Below are 17110 nucleotides of genomic sequence, written 5' to 3'. Positions count from 1 at the left end.
AAATAACAAAAACATAACACAAAAACCACGAAATCGGCTGTTTTGAGCTTTTTTCGGGGTTTTCTTTTTTGTATTTTAAGGTTGCAGACTTAAATACGATTAAAGATATGGCTCAGCTTCCTCTTTTCAAAGATTTCGATGGATATTCTCCAAAATATCACTTTTTCAAGAATTCATTGTTAGGTCAGGTTCATGACAGTATCCCTTGGGATGAACTTGTTTCATGTCTCCCAAGAGAACTTTCGGGAAGAGGTGCTCCAAGCTGGTTTGGTCCCAAGGGTATGTTTGCACTTATGTTTTTAAAAGCATATCTGAATGTCAGCGACCGGCATCTTCTGGAACGCTTCAATACTGACTGGTCTCTCCAGTATTTCTGCGGGAAAGTATTGGCAGAAAATGAGCAGATTAAAGACATGACCATTATGACCCGTATAAGGGCTTATATTGAAACCCATTGTGAATGGGAGAAGCTTCAGGAGATTCTTATCCTGCACTGGAAACATGATGTCAATAACAGCCATGTACTTCTGATGGATGCCACCTGCTATGAGTCGTACATACGTTTTCCAACTGACGTAAAGCTTCTTTGGGAGTGCTGTGAATGGGTTTTTGAAGATCAGCTATTCAGGATCTGTTCAGACCTGGGTATCAAAAGGCCAAGATCCAAATTCAGGGAGCAGAAACTCGCCCAAACGACTTATTCGAGAAAAAGGAAAAACAGTTTTAAGGAAACACTCAGAAGAAGAAAAGCATTGGTGTATCTTCTCAACAAAGGCATAGAACAGCTTCAGGAGGTTTTGGACAAAAACAAAGGAGCGGGCCTTGATCTGAAAGACTTTTCAAGGTTTGGGGTGGTAAAAAAGATATGTCAGCAACAGGAGTTCCTGTTGGACAATCCTCCTTCCAAACTCAAGGATAGGATTGTGTCACTTCATAAACCATATCTCCGACCAATAGTGAGAGGGAAGGAGAATAAGCCTGTAGAGTTTGGTGCCAAAGCCCATATCTTACAGGTGGATGGTCTTGCTTTTATTGACAAACTGGATTTTAATGCATTCAATGAATGTACAAGACTGAAGCTGTCAGTAGCAAAGCATAAAAGATTTTTCGGTCCTGCCAGACAGCTTGGAGCGGACAGAATATATGCAACAAACAAAAACCGTGTATTCTGTACCCATCAGAAGATCTTCACCTGCTTCCCAAAAAAAGGCCCCAAACAATTAAGCAAAGCAGAAAAAGTACTAAGCTCTGAAATCTCCAGACAGAGAGCTACTGTAATGGAAGGTGTTTTTGGGACAAACAAAAACCATTATGGGCTTGGCAAAATCAAGGTGAAAGGGGAGAAAAGAGAAAAACTGATGATATTTTTTGGGATTATGTCAGCAAATGCGGTTCTGATAGCAAAAAGAAGGGCAGCAAAGGAAAGCCCACCCCTACAACGATCAGCATAAAAATCACCAAAAAAGATCTTCATGGGAGCAGTGTGCCCATACTGCAAATCATGGCCCAACGCATCCAAAACCGAAGCCTAAATTGTACTTTTCCGTACTCAAATTGACCGCAAATTAATGCCCAAAGTCTCCAAAAAAAAGAAAGTAGAACTTAGTTTAAGCTCTACTCCCTAATTCCGAAGGAATTTTCCAAGAGGCCCTAAAAAAACCTACACCAAAAGCTGACATGATTGCAAGCGCACCGGATTTTTTTAAAAAATCCCTTCTCTCCGCAGAGAGAATGCCCGTTTGTACTTTTTCCAAGGTTTTCATAGGAGAAGTTTTTATGTGAATTAAAAGCTTATTGTGGATAACATAAGCTATTAACTTCAACTAAAACAATATTGTTTTTGACCGGAAATAAACGGTTACAAACAAAAAATGAACAGATTAAATCGAGTGATCAAAAGTGTTTTCTGGTCAATACTTCGCTCAAAACCACCGCATCCTTAACTGACCTGGGATCTTTAAGCAACTGACGATATCTGTTTTCTTTCCTTTCTTTCTCCACGGAATCGGATCTCAATGATGATTTGATCCCCTCAAGGGAAGCTTCAAGGGATATCTGTTCATTCAAGGTTCTCAACTTGGGCATTTCCCTCTCAGAAATTTCCCCTTGAAATTGTTCGTATGCCTTTGGCTGTTTGATTTTTTGTGGACGGTAAGCAGGCTGTCTGTCCTGAAAAGTTTTTTGAGGCTCTGATCTTTCTTCTGCAGCCCTTCCCTGACCTGTTTGTTCCAGATCCCTTTTCATTTCTTGCTGTCCTGCCCTTATCTCTTTCAGCAATTCCTCAAAAGATACAGGTCTCCTCTGCTCCTTTCTTTCCTGAGCCATATCCGGTCTTTCTATTTCTTCTTCCGGTTTCGCCTTTTTTAATGCCGTGTATATGAAATAGATAATAATTGCTACGAGATAGATGATATTTCCTGCGTCCACTTTGTTCGAATTTTAAATGCAAGATAACTAAAAAAGCCATCTCTTGCACATCCTTGGTATATTTCTGAAATAGGTTAATTTTGTTCGTTATTCAATTTCAAAGGTTGTAGGATGCTGCTGAGTAAGCTTGAGATCAAAGGTTTTAAGAGTTTTGGAGACCGTATGGTTATCCATTTTGATAAGGGAATCACTGGTGTGGTAGGACCGAATGGTTGTGGTAAATCCAATGTAGTGGACGCCATCCGGTGGGTTTTAGGAGAGCAGAAGTCCCGCATGCTTCGGTCCGATAAAATGGAAAACGTGATTTTTAACGGAACCAAAAACCGCAAGCCAACCAATATGGCTGAAGTTTCTCTGACCTTTGAAAACACCAAAAACCTATTACCAACTGAATACACCCATGTGACCATTACCCGTCGCTATTACAGAAGCGGTGAAAGTGAATATCTTTTAAATGGAGTTGCCTGCCGTTTAAAGGATATCACCAATCTTTTCATGGATACGGGAATCAATTCGAATAGTTACGCCATCATTGAACTGAAAATGATCGATGAGCTTCTCAATGACAAAAACAATTCCCGAAGGGAATTATTTGAAGAAGCAGCTGGCATATCCAAATTCAAGACCCGAAAGAAAGAGACCCTGCGCAAACTCGAAGATACTGATGCCGACCTGGAGCGTGTGGAAGATGTGCTTTTTGAAATTGACAAAAACCTCAAAAGCCTTGAGAAGCAGGCCAAACAAACTGCCAAATATTTTGAAATCAAAAAGGAATACAAAGAGGCAAGCATCAATCTGGCCAAGCGCTCGGTAGGAAAACTTACCGATGCCCTTATAGGACTCCACCAAAAAATACAGGAAGAGCAGGACAGAAAAATGGGCATCAATACAAAAATCGCCCAAAAAGAGGCCCAATTGGAAGAGAATAAGGCAGAACTGATCAATAAGGAAAAGTTGCTTGCCTCCCGACAAAAGACACTCAATGAGCATGTGAACAAAATCCGTCAGTTTGAGAGTGATAAAAAAATCAAAAATGAACGGCTTAGATTTTTAGAAGACAGGGCCCAAAAGCTACGTGAGCAGATTGATGCGGACAGAAAATCCAATGACAGGGCAGGATTCAGTATCAGGTCCTTAGAACAGGAAAAAGAGTCTGCAGAAAAAATTCTGAACGAAAAGGAAATCATTGTTGAAGAATTGCGGGCTGCTTATGAATCCCAAAAAACCGAACAGGCACATATTCAGGAAAAGCAAAAAACCCTATCAAGGGATTACTCTGTAAAAAAAGACCGATTATACCAGCTCACCAAGGAGCTGGAAATCAAACAAATTCAACTTTCAACCTTAAAACAAGAATTGGAGAAGACGGCTTCGGATGATAGCAGTCAGGTATCAAATCTTGCGGAATTTGAAGATAAAATGCTTCTTCTCAAAGAGGAATTGGATGCTAAAACACAGGACTTGGCGGCCCTGAAAGCTAAAGAAGAAGACCAATTGAACAAAATCGAAGAGGCCAACAGAATCATTGAAATGATCAGGGAGGAAGTAACCCAAAACTCCCGAAAATTGGATGCCAAGCAGAATGAGTTCAACCTTACCAAATCCTTGGTGGAAAACCTTGAAGGATTTCCTGAAGCCATTAAATTCCTGAAAAAAAGTCCCAATTGGGCTAAAGACACTCCTTTGCTTTCTGACATCCTGACGACAGAAGAAAAATACAGGGTCACCATAGAGAATTATTTGGAAAACTACATGAACTACTATGTAGTAGAAACAGAAGCTCAGGCCATAGCCGCTGTCAATTTATTGAGTGATGCCGCCCGGGGCAAGGCCAATTTTTTTGTTTTGGAACATTTTAACAGTTTCCATCCTACCCAGACCAAATTATTTCCCAATGCCCTACCGGCAACAGAAATCATCGAATACGATGAGAAGTATGCCAAATTGATCGGTTTTATACTGGATGATGTCTATATCGTCCGTGGTGAATATCAGGACTTTCCAAAAGATCAAAGCGCAATTTTCATCACGGAAAGCGGAAAATTTACCAAAAGGAAATTCAGCATATCCGGTGGCTCTGTGGGACTTTTTGAAGGAAAAAGGATCGGTAGGGCGAAGAATCTCGAAAAACTGGAGAAAGAAATCAAAGAGCTGAACAAAAAGGTTTCATCTACCCGCTCTAATCTGGACGAAAAACTGAGTGATCTCCTTAAATTGAAGGAGGTGTCGTTTAAATCTTCCATCGAAAAATTACAACAGGAAATCTCTGAAATCAATCAGGAATACGTTTCTGTCAGAACCAAAAAAGAACAACTGAGCGAATTGCTTTCTTCCAATGCCAATAAAAGGGAAGATATATTGGACAGGATAGAGACCTTGCAGTTTAGTTTGGAAACCATAACCCCTGAATTGGAGGAGGTAAAAATTGCCTTTGAACAATTGGAACTGGAATTGGAAGAGGTAAATGTCAGACTCCAATCGGAAAGTGAGATGCTCAGCCAAAAATCAGCAGCATTCAACCAGGAAAATATCCTTTTCCATCAGCAAATGAACAGGGTCAATTCCTTAGAGCAGGAAATTGAATTCAAGCAAACAGCATTTGAAAGCAGTAAAGAGCGTATAGAGAAATCACAGCAGGAACTGGGCGGAATTGACCAGGAAATCAAGACATTACTGGAAAACAAGGAAATCAAAGATGATGAACTCATTGAACTGTACGCTGAGAAAGAAAGTATTGAAAAAGGAGTAAATGAGGCGGAAAAAGATTATTACGCCTGCCGGGGTGAAATTGATGAAACCGACAAACAAATCCGTGAACTTCAAAAATCCAAGGAATCTTTGGATACTTTGATCCAGGAGATGCAGCATTCCATGAATGAGGTCAAATTGAAGTTGGCCAGCATGAAGGAAAGGCTGAGCGTGGAATTTGAAATCGATTTGGATCAACTGATGGAAGAAAACCCTGAATTGGATCAGGATTACCTTGAATTAAGTGAATCCGACATCAGGGAAATCGTTTCAAGAGCCAAGGAAAGATTAGAGAAAATAGGTCCCATCAATCCTATGGCCATGGAGGCCTATGATGAAATCAAACAAAGGCATTCCTTTATCCAAACCCAAAAAGAAGACCTGATCAAAGCTAAAAACTCCTTGATGGAAACCATTGATGAAATTGATCAGGTGGCCAAGGATACCTTCTTAGAGGCGTTCGGAAAGATTAAAGAAAATTTTGTTAAAGTATTCCGGTCTCTGTTTACTGCTGAAGATGACTGTGATCTTAAATTGGTGGATCCAGAAAATCCATTGGAAAGCCCGATTGAAATTATGGCCAAGCCAAAGGGTAAAAGGCCATTGACCATTAATCAGCTGTCCGGTGGTGAAAAAACATTGACTGCGACTTCCCTCCTATTTGCTATCTATCTATTGAAGCCTGCACCATTCTGTATTTTCGATGAAGTGGATGCACCATTGGATGATGCCAATATTGATAAGTTCAACAATATCATCCAGACATTTTCAAAAGATTCCCAATTTATCATTGTTACCCATAACAAACGGACAATGGCCAGCACAGATATCATCTATGGAATCACCATGATAGAAGCGGGAGTTTCCAGGGTAGTCCCTGTGGATTTAAGGGAACTGGCCTGATCGCCCTTACTCCATGGATCAGATTTTAATCACATGAATTGTTTTCCTCAACTGGGCTGTGCGTATCTGAATAATATACCTGCCCGGAGGATAGGTGACAAAATCTATCATTTTATTGAAAGGCCTTCCGGGAGCTTCTCCCTGATGGATGATGGATAAAACCCTTCCATTGACATCTATCAGGTCAACTTTAACATCCCCATCAGCATTGAAACTCAAAGTGGCAAAATCCCTTACCGGATTGGGATAAAACTTAGCTTCCAACCTTTCCATAGGACTGAGCGGATTGGTCAAAGTGTTCCTGATTACAGGAACCTGTTCAAAGGTCCTTCCTGCATTCCTGGACATTTGTATTTGCTCGTTGGATTCAAACCATTGGCTCAGCAAAGAGGTATATATCTGCCTGAAATCGAACTGAAGAGGTAAATTATCATCATAAACTTCACTCCCCCTTATCCTTGGTGCTTCTCCCAAAAAAGTACCCTCTGACATATTTCCAAAAACGAACATGGGAGCCGCTGATCCATGGTCTGTCCCCCCGCTGGAATTGGAAACTATTCTTCGGCCAAATTCCGAAAAAGTCATTCCCATTACCCTATCGACGGTTTTGTGGTATTCAAGATCCTTCATAAATGCCATGATTGCATCATTTAGTTCTTTTAGAAGATTAGCATGCCTCCCGACAGTTCTATCAGAATCGACTACCTGATTGTCATGCGTGTCAAATCCGCCCAATCTTACAAGATACAAAGGTGTCTTTAGCCCTCCCGCTATTAACCTAGACACAATTTTTAGCTGATTGGCCAATCGGGTATCTGGATAAGGTCTTTGAAAATTGATCTTTTCGGCTACTTCCTTTACAATTCTCCCATATTTCTGGGACTGCTGGGCCATGATTCTGATGTACTGGATTTTATCACCCACTGGCCCATCGGGCACTTCATCCAACTCCTTATCCAACAATTCATAAAAAGAGTTGACATTATTGATCACCATGCTGAACCCGATTCTCTCACCTTGAAACAACATGGAGGCTCCCAGTCCAATTTCTACAGCTAAAGGATGGGGATGCATCTCATTCGGATAATTTTCGGGAAACTCGGGATGGTTTTTTTCAAGATATCTTCCTGCCCAACCTGAATTTAAAATCTGATCTGAATCAGAGGCACTCATCCAAATATCTTTTGACCGGAAATGGGAGAAATTCTGCTGAGGATAGCCTACAGAATGGATGACCTGAAGTCTTCTTTCATCATAAAGTGACTTAAATCCTTCCAATGCCGGGTGAAAAGCAAAATCCGTATTGGTAACTTCTATTAATTCATCCTCGGGCATGATTACATGAGGCCTCACTCTTGTAAGTGCACTGTAATTATTCAATGGGACCACTGTATTGAGGCCATCATTTCCACCATCCAAGTATATCAAGACCAAAACCCTTCCAGTTTCAGTAGCCATTTGGAGTAATCGCTCAATTTCCCTTCCTAATGAAGGTGTACCAAATCCCCCCAAGATTCCAGGTATAGCCAAACTATGGGCAACATGCTTGATAAATTTCCTTCTTTTCATGGTTTACATTAAGTGGGTTTCGGCCATTTGTAATAAAATCTGGAAAGCTGGATTTAGACGGTTCAAAACGGTGGTCCTTGCCAATGCATTATTAGGATTCGCCTTATAGGTCAGCCAGGCTCCCGTCCAATAATAATCCTGCTCCTGACCTGAAAGTAAGACCTGTTTAACCTGTTCGAACTGAACGGTCCCTAAGTCCACTCCAAGCAGAATCAATGCGGACTCTCTGATAAGTTTATTTGGATCTTCAACCCCGGGAAGTTTATCCACAAAATTCAGAACATTTGCATTGGCCATTGCACGGTCAGATAACCTAAAACCCCAAAACACCAATGAATCTGTTAAAAATATCCTTCTTGAAATGGTATAAGTATTTATCCAAATCTTGTCATAAAGCGGAGTTTGGTAATAAGGAGGCCATCCGGCCACATTGGGAGGGTCTCCTACTTCCATCCCCAAATTGGCCATCTGCCATAAGACCCCTGTATACATATCCCTTTCTTCGGCCGGGTTTGTTGCCTTGGTCATTTCAAAGGACTTCCAAAAACCCAATGTGAAATCAAATGGATTTTTAATCACCACGCCTATGATATGCGGATGATAAAAATGTGCGGATTTAAAAAGGGTATACAATGCAGGCAATATATCATAGTTATTGTTGCGTATGATATTGGCCAATGGCTGTATGACATTTCTTTCAGCCAATTCAGTGATTTCTGTTGTTACAAAAAAACTGTAAATCCTCCTTGCCAAATGTTTTGCACACTCAGGGTTAGAGAATATCATATCCAGTAATTCATCCAGTTCTTCAGCCCCAGCTTCACCCGTTTTTCCCTGAATTACCCTATTGCCGTAAAAAGCCGAAAAACGTTTGTCCCCAGTATGGTGTGCCTCCGGGTTGAAAAATGACAAAGGCTCACCAGTTTCATGTACACTGTCCCAATCAATGGTCCAGCCTGTAAGTACCCTGGCCGTCATTCTTACATCCTCTTCCGTGTATCTGGCATCTTTTCCTTTTCCAATACAAAATAATTCCTGCAATTCCCTGGCAAAATTCTCATCAGGAGTGTCTTTATTATTGAATGCCCCACTCAGGAAAATCAACATACCCGGGTCTATAGTCAGGTCTTTTATGATGGTTTTTAAATTCCCAAAGGCATTTCTTTCCAACATTTTTATATACCGGTATGCGATCTTTGATACAAATACATCCCAGAGTTTGATCGGAAGGAAATGCCACCAAAAAAGGATCATTTTTTCTAAGGAGGAATTCTGGGTGTTGATAATCCTCCCTATCATCCAGGTTTTTAGTGAAATTATCCGCTCCCCTTCAATGTCCCTATCAAAGGCTGCATTTACAAAAGGCTCTCCAGTTTCCACCTCCGGATCCAAGATGCCGTTCGCCATGTTATTGTAATTGTTTACAGGTTGAGGGTAGGCAGAAGGCCTGGTGAAAAAAGTATTTAAGATTTGGTCAATACTTGAATTTCTAAACCTGGCAATTTCATTATTGGTAACTCCAAAGCTTATTCTTTTGATAAGGTGAGCAAGATGCCTCTCTGTGAAATTTCCGGTAAATGGTTCTAAACCATCTCTTACTTCAAGCAATCTTTGATTAGGAGCATGTGGTTGGGTGGAGGACTTGCCATTTGTTTCAATGTTCAAAATTTCAGGTTCTACCTTTCGGTATCTATTGGCTACATCTCTAAACTGACCCGATCTTATTTCTTTCATGGCAACAATAGCTTATATTAATGGTACTTTCCACCAAAACAATGCATATTTCAGAAGGGATAAAAATGAAATTTCATGTCATTTTATGAGAAAAAATAACAATGTAAACCGTTAATATCCAAAGTTTTCACGATAAAAATTTTTATCCTGACAAAAATGAAATTCGTCTTTTCGAAAAGGAATTTTACTTGGTTGGATAATGATTTTCGTTATTTTTTTTTCTTAATGCCAGGATAATTATCAGGCTAAAATAAAAAATGGAACTGCCTGATTTTAAGCAAACAGTCCCATTTTTTGGTACTTTTCACTAGAACAACCCTAATTGTTCATCTTCATCTTTCTTGACCTTAAAGGACACAGTGGATCCTATCTCAATATCTTCATCCCCTTCCCCTTTCTCTTCTGCACCTTCCATTGTTTGTTCTTTTTTAGGTTCATTTTGAATGAGGTCAATTTGAAGGACTTGATGGGAAGTCAACTTATTGCCGATAGCTTTCCATCCTTTGACATCAATCAACATGTCCAGATCAAACTCCAGTTCCTCTTGTTCTTTTCCTTTGGCAACCTTTACTCTGACCTGAGGTTGTTTGTCAGTAGATACCACCACTAATTTAGACTGTTTGTGGTCTGAAATCACATTGAATTTCTTATTGATGGTCGTAGTTTCAATGAGGAATCTTTTAACAAAATAGTTTTTGCTGGCACCATCATAATAAATGGCAGACACAACCTTCTCGGGATCAAATTTTTCAATCAAGAGCACATCATTGGCTTCATAGCGGTTGGTCAACTCGAATGAGGTCAGTTCATAATCTCCGTTCTTATAAAACACAATGATCCTGTCTTCTCCTAAGAAATTGCCTATCCACTTTCCCCTTTGGTCTGTATTCAATCTTCCTATGGCTGCATCATAATACACATCCAGTCCGCCCAATGTAGAAACGCCCTCCATCTTTAATTGGATTTTTCTAACAGGATATTTGGTAAGAATGTTACCCCCTGCTGACCTTCCTTTGATTTCAATGGTACTGAAATCAAAATCAAAGACTTTGATCCTGGCTTTAGCTCCTTGTGTCAGGTACACGGTTACAATTTCAGCTTCTCCGTTAGGATTGGCTGTTAAGTATAGGACTTTTGAACCTTTAGTTCCTTTTGTCAAGTCATATTCCCGGTCCCTTGTTACGCCAAGTACTTGAAACCTTTTGACCATGGCCCTACCTGAAGTTCCGTCAAGATAGATCAGGTTGTAAACCATCCTTTCATCCCCTTTCCGGAAGACCCCCACATGGATGATGTCTTTTCCCACAAAACCTTTTTCCTGGATTTTGGTGACCAAACACTTTCCATCTCTGCGGAAGACAATGATATCATCAAGATCAGAACAATCACAGACAAACTCATCTTTTTTGAGGCCATAGCCCACAAATCCATCTGCCCTGTTAACATATAATTTGGCATTATTTGCTGCCACTACTGTAGCCTCAATGGTATCAAAAGTCCTGATCTCGGTCTTTCTTTCTCTTCCTTTACCATATTTAGTCAAGAGGTTTTCATAGTATTTGATGGCAAATTCTGTCAAGTGTTTTAAGTTGTAGTTTACTTCTTTTAACTCTTCCTGCAGCTTGCGCATCAATTCATCTGCTTTAAATGAATCGAACTTGGAAATTCTTTTTATCCTGATTTCTGTCAGACGAATGATATCCTCTGTGGTAATTTCCCTGTAAAAATCAGGCTTGAAAGGATCCAGCCCTCTATCAATGGTCTCCAGGACCGCTTCCCAGGTTTCACACTCCTCTATATCACGATAAATCCTGTTTTCAATGAAAATCTTTTCCAAGGAGGAAAAGAGCAATTTCTCCATCAACTCCCCCTTGCGGATTTCCAATTCCCTTTTCAGTAAGGATTTAGTCTGTTGGGTATTGTACTCCAGGATTTCGTTGACAGAAAGGAATACAGGCTTCTCATTGATGATCACACAGGCATTGGGCGAAATACTGACCTCACAATCCGTAAATGCATAAAGGGCATCAATGGTCATATCAGGGGATTGGCCCGGAGCCAACTGGATCTGTATTTCTACATCCTTGGCCGTGTTGTCCACCACTTTTTTGATCTTGATCTTGCCCTTATCATTGGCTTTGATAATGGAATCAATCAAAGAATTGGTGGTTGTGCCAAACGGTATGTCCTTGATTAAAAGTGTTTTATTGTCCTCTTCTTCAATCCTTGCTCTAACTTTTATCCGGCCACCTCTTTGGCCTTCGTTGTACTCGGAAAAATCAGCAAGACCTCCTGTGGGAAAATCAGGAAGAATATTGGTTTTCTCTCCTTTAAGTATAGCAATAGAACCCTGGATCAATTCTATGAAATTGTGAGGAAGGATTTTAGTGGATAAACCGACTGCTATACCTTCAACCCCTTGGGCAAGAAGTAAAGGGAATTTTACCGGAAGGGTAACCGGCTCACGCTTCCTACCATCATAGGACAACTGCCAATCGGTGGTCTGTGGATTGAACACCACTTCCAAGGCAAATTTGGAAAGCCTTGCTTCGATATACCTTGCAGCAGCAGCAGAATCTCCTGTCCGGATATCTCCCCAGTTTCCCTGGGTTTCGATCAGAAGGTCTTTTTGGCCAAGATTTACTATAGCATCTCCAATGGAAGCATCACCATGAGGGTGGTATTGCATGGACTGACCAATGATATTGGCAACCTTGTTGAACCTTCCATCATCCATTTCCTTCATGGCATGAAGGATCCTTCTCTGTACCGGTTTTAAACCATCTTCTATGGCAGGAACGGCCCTTTCCAAAATTACGTAAGAGGCATAATCCAAAAACCAGTCCTTATACATGCCGGTTACAGGAATGGAATCATGTAAACTCTCGTCTTTTTCTTCAGGGTTTGTTTTATCTATATCACTCATGCAATAAGTTATAACTAAAGGTTGATGTTAAAATTGGTGGTTAACCAACCAAAAACAGATCAATTCGGACTTTTATAAGGTTTGAATCAAGTTTGAAATAATGATTCCTTGTTTACCCTAAAAAGTCAAGCTGCTTCACTTTCCTCTGCCTCTTCTTCTACCTTTTTGGCGGGATCGTCAAAGACAATATCCTTTTCAATTTTTAGATTGTCAATGATAAAGTTTTGGCGGTCAGGGGTGTTTTTGCCCATATAGAAATTCAGCAAATCAGCAATTTTTGTCTCTTTGCTCAAAATAATGGGGTCTAATCGGATATCCTCCCCTATGAATTTTCCAAACTCTTCAGGAGAAATCTCCCCTAAGCCTTTGAAGCGGGTGATTTCAGCAGTCTTGCCCAATTTGTGTATGGCCCTTTGCCTCTCTTCATCGGTGTAACAATAAATGGTTTCTTTTTTATTCCTGACTCTGAACAAAGGTGTATCCAGGATAAAAAGGTGACCATTTTTCACCAAATCTGGAAAAAACTGAAGGAAATATGTCATGATCAGCAGTCTGATATGCATCCCGTCCACATCAGCATCTGTGGCGATGACTATTTTCCTGTAGCGCAAGCCTTCTATTCCGTCTTCGATATTAAGAGCGTGTTGCAACAGGTTAAATTCCTCATTTTCATACACCACTTTTTTGGTCATCCCAAAGCAGTTCAATGGTTTGCCCCTAAGAGAGAATACAGCCTGGGTCTGCACATCCCTTGATTTGGTAATGGAACCAGAGGCAGAATCCCCTTCGGTGATAAAAAGCATGGTTTTGTTTTTCATCTCCTCATCTCCTTTGGGATCATCGTAATGTACCCTACAGTCCCTGAGCTTTTTATTGTGCAGGTTGGCTTTTTTGGCCCTTTCATTGGCCAGTTTTTTAATGCCGGAAATTTCTTTTCTTTCCCTTTCCGATTGAAGGATACGCTTTAAAAGTGCATCTGCCACCGATGGGTTTTTATGCAGGTAATTGTCAAGTTCTGTTTTCACAAAATCATTGACAAAGGTCCTTAAGGTAGGGCCGTCCGGGCCCACATTCTGAGAACCCAATTTGGTTTTGGTTTGGGATTCAAAGACGGGTTCCTGTACCCTGACTGCAATAGCTCCTACAATAGATGACCTGATATCAGAAGCATCATAGTCTTTTTTGTAAAATTCCCTGATGGTTTTCACTATTGCTTCCCTAAAGGCAGCCAAATGGGTACCTCCCTGTGTGGTAAATTGACCATTGACAAAGGAGTAATATTCTTCCCCGTACTGATTGGAATGGGTAAGTGCTATTTCAATATCATTCCCTTTTAAGTGAATTATCGGATACCGGATACTGTCTTCATCCACTTTTCTCATTAATAAGTCATAAAGCCCTTTTTCAGAATAGTACTTTTTCCCGTTATAATTGATGGTAAGACCGGCATTCAAAAAAGCATAATTCCAGATCTGATTTTCGAGATATTCAGGAATAAAATGATAATTTTTGAAAATGGAAGCATCCGGAGAAAAGGTCACTTTGGTACCATTTCTTTCCGTTGTTTTTTCCAGTGCCCTGTCCTCTATTAATACCCCTTTTTCAAATACAGCGACTTTGGTTTCACCGTCCCGGAATGATTGTACTTTGAAATATTCTGATAAGGCATTGACAGCTTTGGTACCGACACCATTGAGGCCTACAGATTTTTGAAAAGCTCCTGAATCATATTTTCCTCCGGTATTGATTTTTGAAACACAATCAATCACCTTTCCCAAAGGAATACCCCTGCCATAATCCCTGACCTCAACCCTGTGTTCGGATATTTTGATGTCTATGGTCCGCCCATATCCCATCATATGCTCGTCAATACTGTTGTCTACAACCTCTTTTACGAGAACATATATACCATCATCCTGAGCACTTCCGTCACCCAATTTACCTATATACATACCGGGCCTTAACCGTATATGTTCCCTCCAATCCAGTGACTTAATACTGTCTTCGGTATATTGAACGTTTTCTGCCATTTATTGATAAAATCTTATTGTGAATTGATATTCAGATACTTATTGATCTTGATCTTGAATAGAATTGAACTTTTTGAATAGAATCCAGAACAGAGCCACAATCCAAACTACAAAAAATATTGGTATCAGGTAAAAGAAAAAAGCAAAATCACCCGAAGCGATCTCATTCTGGTTGTTGATGCTATGGATAAACAAAGCCAAAATAGAGAGGGAAACATTGATTACTCCAACAAAACTGTAAATCCATGTAAGGATATAATCCCTGAATTGATCTCCTGTGGGAAACAGTCTTTTAAAATTGGGAGTACTCTGATTTTCAATCATTTTTCCAGGAGTTATCAAAATGAGATTCAAAATCAAAAAGAAAATTATCCCTGAATAGAAAAAAGTCCCTTTGGTCATAAATTTTTGCCCCACTCCCTCCTCGTTCAGTTCATAGGTAACCACCTCAGGCAAAGCTGAATAAATGTAAAGAAATGATACCAAAAAGAACAGAACTGATAAGAAATGAAATGCTTTTCCGAAACGATAATACATGGTCTTTATGCTTATTTTACGGCCGCTAATATAAATATTAAAAGGCATACTCAATTGAAACTGTTTGTCCCAATTTGAGTTTTAATCAGGGCGCAAGGAAAAAGTATTTCCAAAGACATTGAATGTTAATGAGATTTGGAAATTGTTTTTTTGAAATTGCAGCTTTATTTCTGATTATCAATTGTACGAAAATCATGAACACCAATAACAATGTAGCCTGAAAAACTATTTATCCACAAGAATTTCATGAATCCAAAAGACAGGTTTTACTTTGTAGAGAAATTTGTAGCTCATTTAGACCAAACAAAAATGCCAACTTTAAAAAATTACCTCATTTATAGTTTCATTGTCTTCCTTTTTTGTCAGTGTTCATCAAAAGTAGAGGTTGAAGGTATTGACATTGAACAGTGGAAAAAGGATAGAAATGGCTGTTTGGGATGGAGGTTAAATGAAATAGAAAAGTTCAGGGTTGTAAAGAATGAATTCCTAGGGAAAAATAATCAGGCCTTGATCAAGACATTCGGAAGACCCGACAAAGTTGAATTGGCAGATAGAAGCCAGACATTCTTTATCTATTTCATAGAACCAGGACCAGAATGTAATACTGAATCACCCAATAGCCAACCACTAAAAGTGATTTTCAGGCTCAATGCTGTAAGTAGGGTAAGTGAGGTTACTATCAGCACCCTAGACCCCTAAAACACTCCATTTAAGCCTTTAAAAACTTAAATGAACAAAAATGCCATCCGATCAGGATGGCATTTTTGTTTTTATTCTTCTGAAAAACACAAAGCAGCTGCCCCCAGGGTCCCCGCATTATTTTCTAAGGAGGCTTTCATCAAGTTAAGGTCTCTAACATAATAAGGAGTCAGGTACTGTCTCACTGTTTTATCCAAAGCAGGCATCATGAATTCCAGACCTGCAGAAATCCCACCTCCAAAATAGACATTGGTAACATCCAATATCCTGATAGTGGAAACAATGGCTTCTCCCAAAATCCTGCCCACTTCCTCGAAGACCATCAGGGAAATTTCATTTCCTGCCCTTGCAGTATCTACCAATAAATGTGTCCCCAGTTCCTTGTTTTCCAAATCTCCAACCAGTCGGGGATAAGCTTGGATAAACCTTTCCAAAATTCTCAATATACCATTTCTACCTATCAATTTTTCCAACTCCTCATTACCTCTGGACAACATGTGTCCCATCTCCATGGCATTTCCTCTAGATCCTTTGAAAATTTCTCCATCGATGACCAAGGCACTTCCAATGCCTGTACCCATGGTGATAAAAAGGAAATTTTCAGGTGGATTATTCTTTCCAAAGCGATATTCTCCCAAAGCAGCCGCTGCGGCATCATTTTCTAAATAAAAAGAAATATGGCTGTAAGCCTTTTTTAATTCCCCTTTCAGATTGAATCCGTTCAGCGCAGGAATGGCCGGTATCTCCAATGTGGTATACCTGTCTTTGGAAATCAGACCCGGCAATCCTATCCCAACTTTACGTACTTCTGGAAATTTTCCGAGTATCTTTCCGATACATTCAATAAATAATGGATTGAATCCCCTGGGATCATCCCTGTAGGGAGCGGTATCAATTTTTTCAAAAGAAATAATTTCTCCAGATTTATTTACTAACCCAATTTTTAAATGGGTCCCTCCTACATCTACCCCCAAAAAATGTTGTGCTTCTTTATTCATGGTGTTTCTTCAATAGGTTTAATGCCCTAAAATAGCAAAGAGATTTGTTTACTTCCTAAATTCTTTCCCAAAGTCTTGAAATATTTCAAGAACGGCAGGACAAACCAAAGTATTTTTCAGGCTTAGATCCAAAATTCCATGCATGTTTTTCCTATTGGTATGGGGATACTCCCTACATGCCTTTGGTCTTTCCTCATAAACTAGACAGGTATTATCTTCGTTGAGAAAGGGACAGGGGGAAGCATTCAAGACAAAATCCCCTTCTTCATCCCTGTGCAAATAAGTATCCATGAATTCCGAACTTTTCATCCGGAAAACCCTGGCAAGTCTATCTATATCTGTCTGAAGGAAAATGGGACTTGTCGTTTTACAACAATTGGCACATTGGAGGCAATCAATTTTTTTGAATTTCTCTTCATGCGCTGATTCAAACATTTCATCCAATACCTTATTTTTTACTTTCTTCAGTTTTTGAAGCAGTTTTTTGTTGGCAGAATATTCTGTTTTTGCGAATTTATTAAAACTTTCTATATCCAACG

The 17110-nt window shown here is 39.8% G+C and carries 12 protein-coding genes; 3 read left to right on the top strand and 9 right to left on the bottom strand.

The window, feature by feature from the left end; translation table 11 throughout:
- Window positions 1–107 precede the first annotated feature (107 nt).
- Window positions 108–1451, top strand: coding sequence for a transposase (locus BC751_RS14795; RefSeq protein WP_242617407.1), 1344 nt, complete (start codon window positions 108–110; stop codon window positions 1449–1451).
- Window positions 1452–1607: 156 nt separating this feature from the next.
- On the opposite strand, the gene BC751_RS14790 is transcribed toward BC751_RS14795, so the two are convergent.
- Both BC751_RS14790 and BC751_RS14785 read right to left on the bottom strand, forming a co-directional pair.
- A complete protein-coding gene (locus BC751_RS14790) occupies window positions 1608–1763 on the bottom strand; it encodes a twin-arginine translocation signal domain-containing protein (protein WP_130276334.1) in 156 nt (51 codons plus the stop codon).
- Window positions 1764–1893: 130 nt separating this feature from the next.
- On the bottom strand, window positions 1894–2427 hold the full coding sequence (locus tag BC751_RS14785; protein WP_130276333.1) for a hypothetical protein: 534 nt from the start codon (window positions 2425–2427) through the stop codon (window positions 1894–1896).
- Between the two features lie 111 nt (window positions 2428–2538).
- Here BC751_RS14785 and smc point away from each other — a divergent pair, with 111 nt between their 5' ends.
- Window positions 2539–6078 carry a chromosome segregation protein SMC gene (gene smc, locus BC751_RS14780; protein ID WP_130276332.1) on the top strand — a complete coding sequence of 1180 codons (3540 nt, stop codon included), beginning with the start codon at window positions 2539–2541 and terminating at the stop codon, window positions 6076–6078.
- 18 nt (window positions 6079–6096) lie between these two features.
- On the opposite strand, the gene BC751_RS14775 is transcribed toward smc, so the two are convergent.
- From BC751_RS14775 to BC751_RS14755, 5 genes are all read right to left on the bottom strand, one after another.
- Window positions 6097–7647 carry a DUF1501 domain-containing protein gene (locus tag BC751_RS14775; RefSeq protein ID WP_130276331.1) on the bottom strand — a complete coding sequence of 517 codons (1551 nt, stop codon included), beginning with the start codon at window positions 7645–7647 and terminating at the stop codon, window positions 6097–6099.
- A 3-nt stretch (window positions 7648–7650) separates the two neighbouring features.
- Window positions 7651–9381, bottom strand: a complete 1731-nt coding sequence (locus tag BC751_RS14770; RefSeq protein ID WP_130276330.1) for a DUF1800 domain-containing protein — start codon at window positions 9379–9381, stop codon at window positions 7651–7653.
- A 307-nt stretch (window positions 9382–9688) separates the two neighbouring features.
- Window positions 9689–12307, bottom strand: a complete 2619-nt coding sequence (locus BC751_RS14765; protein ID WP_130276329.1) for a DNA gyrase/topoisomerase IV subunit A — start codon at window positions 12305–12307, stop codon at window positions 9689–9691.
- 125 nt (window positions 12308–12432) lie between these two features.
- Window positions 12433–14337 (bottom strand): DNA topoisomerase IV subunit B, encoded by a 1905-nt coding sequence (locus BC751_RS14760; RefSeq protein WP_130276328.1) that lies wholly within the window; start codon window positions 14335–14337, stop codon window positions 12433–12435.
- Between the two features lie 39 nt (window positions 14338–14376).
- Complete coding sequence (locus tag BC751_RS14755; protein WP_130276327.1) at window positions 14377–14874, bottom strand: DNA topoisomerase IV; 498 nt, start codon at window positions 14872–14874, stop codon at window positions 14377–14379.
- Window positions 14875–15183: 309 nt separating this feature from the next.
- Between BC751_RS14755 and BC751_RS14750 the strand changes: the two genes are divergently transcribed.
- The gene (locus BC751_RS14750; protein ID WP_130276326.1) at window positions 15184–15573 is read left to right on the top strand and encodes a hypothetical protein; all 390 of its coding nucleotides are present in this window, start codon (window positions 15184–15186) and stop codon (window positions 15571–15573) included.
- Between the two features lie 71 nt (window positions 15574–15644).
- Here BC751_RS14750 and BC751_RS14745 read toward each other — a convergent pair whose 3' ends face one another.
- Together BC751_RS14745 and BC751_RS14740 are read right to left on the bottom strand one after the other, a co-directional pair.
- Window positions 15645–16571, bottom strand: a complete 927-nt coding sequence (locus BC751_RS14745) for an ROK family protein (protein WP_130276325.1) — start codon at window positions 16569–16571, stop codon at window positions 15645–15647.
- Between the two features lie 48 nt (window positions 16572–16619).
- Complete coding sequence (locus BC751_RS14740) at window positions 16620–17108, bottom strand: YkgJ family cysteine cluster protein (protein ID WP_130276324.1); 489 nt, start codon at window positions 17106–17108, stop codon at window positions 16620–16622.
- Between the last annotated feature and the right edge of the window lie 2 nt (window positions 17109–17110).

This window comes from Cecembia calidifontis, from assembly GCF_004216715.1.
GTDB classification, from domain to species: Bacteria; Bacteroidota; Bacteroidia; order Cytophagales; family Cyclobacteriaceae; genus Cecembia_A; species Cecembia_A calidifontis.
This window is presented reverse-complemented; position numbering and strand designations above follow the sequence as displayed.

Coding starts and splice junctions, on each gene's coding strand:
- BC751_RS14795 (WP_242617407.1), top strand. CDS start 108: ATGGCTCAGCTTCCTCTTTTCAAAGATTTCGATGGATATTCTCCAAAA.
- BC751_RS14770 (WP_130276330.1), bottom strand. CDS start 9,381: ATGAAAGAAATAAGATCGGGTCAGTTTAGAGATGTAGCCAATAGATAC.
- BC751_RS14745 (WP_130276325.1), bottom strand. CDS start 16,571: ATGAATAAAGAAGCACAACATTTTTTGGGGGTAGATGTAGGAGGGACC.
- BC751_RS14765 (WP_130276329.1), bottom strand. CDS start 12,307: ATGAGTGATATAGATAAAACAAACCCTGAAGAAAAAGACGAGAGTTTA.
- BC751_RS14775 (WP_130276331.1), bottom strand. CDS start 7,647: ATGAAAAGAAGGAAATTTATCAAGCATGTTGCCCATAGTTTGGCTATA.
- BC751_RS14755 (WP_130276327.1), bottom strand. CDS start 14,874: ATGTATTATCGTTTCGGAAAAGCATTTCATTTCTTATCAGTTCTGTTC.
- BC751_RS14790 (WP_130276334.1), bottom strand. CDS start 1,763: ATGAAAACCTTGGAAAAAGTACAAACGGGCATTCTCTCTGCGGAGAGA.
- smc (WP_130276332.1), top strand. CDS start 2,539: ATGCTGCTGAGTAAGCTTGAGATCAAAGGTTTTAAGAGTTTTGGAGAC.
- BC751_RS14750 (WP_130276326.1), top strand. CDS start 15,184: ATGCCAACTTTAAAAAATTACCTCATTTATAGTTTCATTGTCTTCCTT.
- BC751_RS14760 (WP_130276328.1), bottom strand. CDS start 14,337: ATGGCAGAAAACGTTCAATATACCGAAGACAGTATTAAGTCACTGGAT.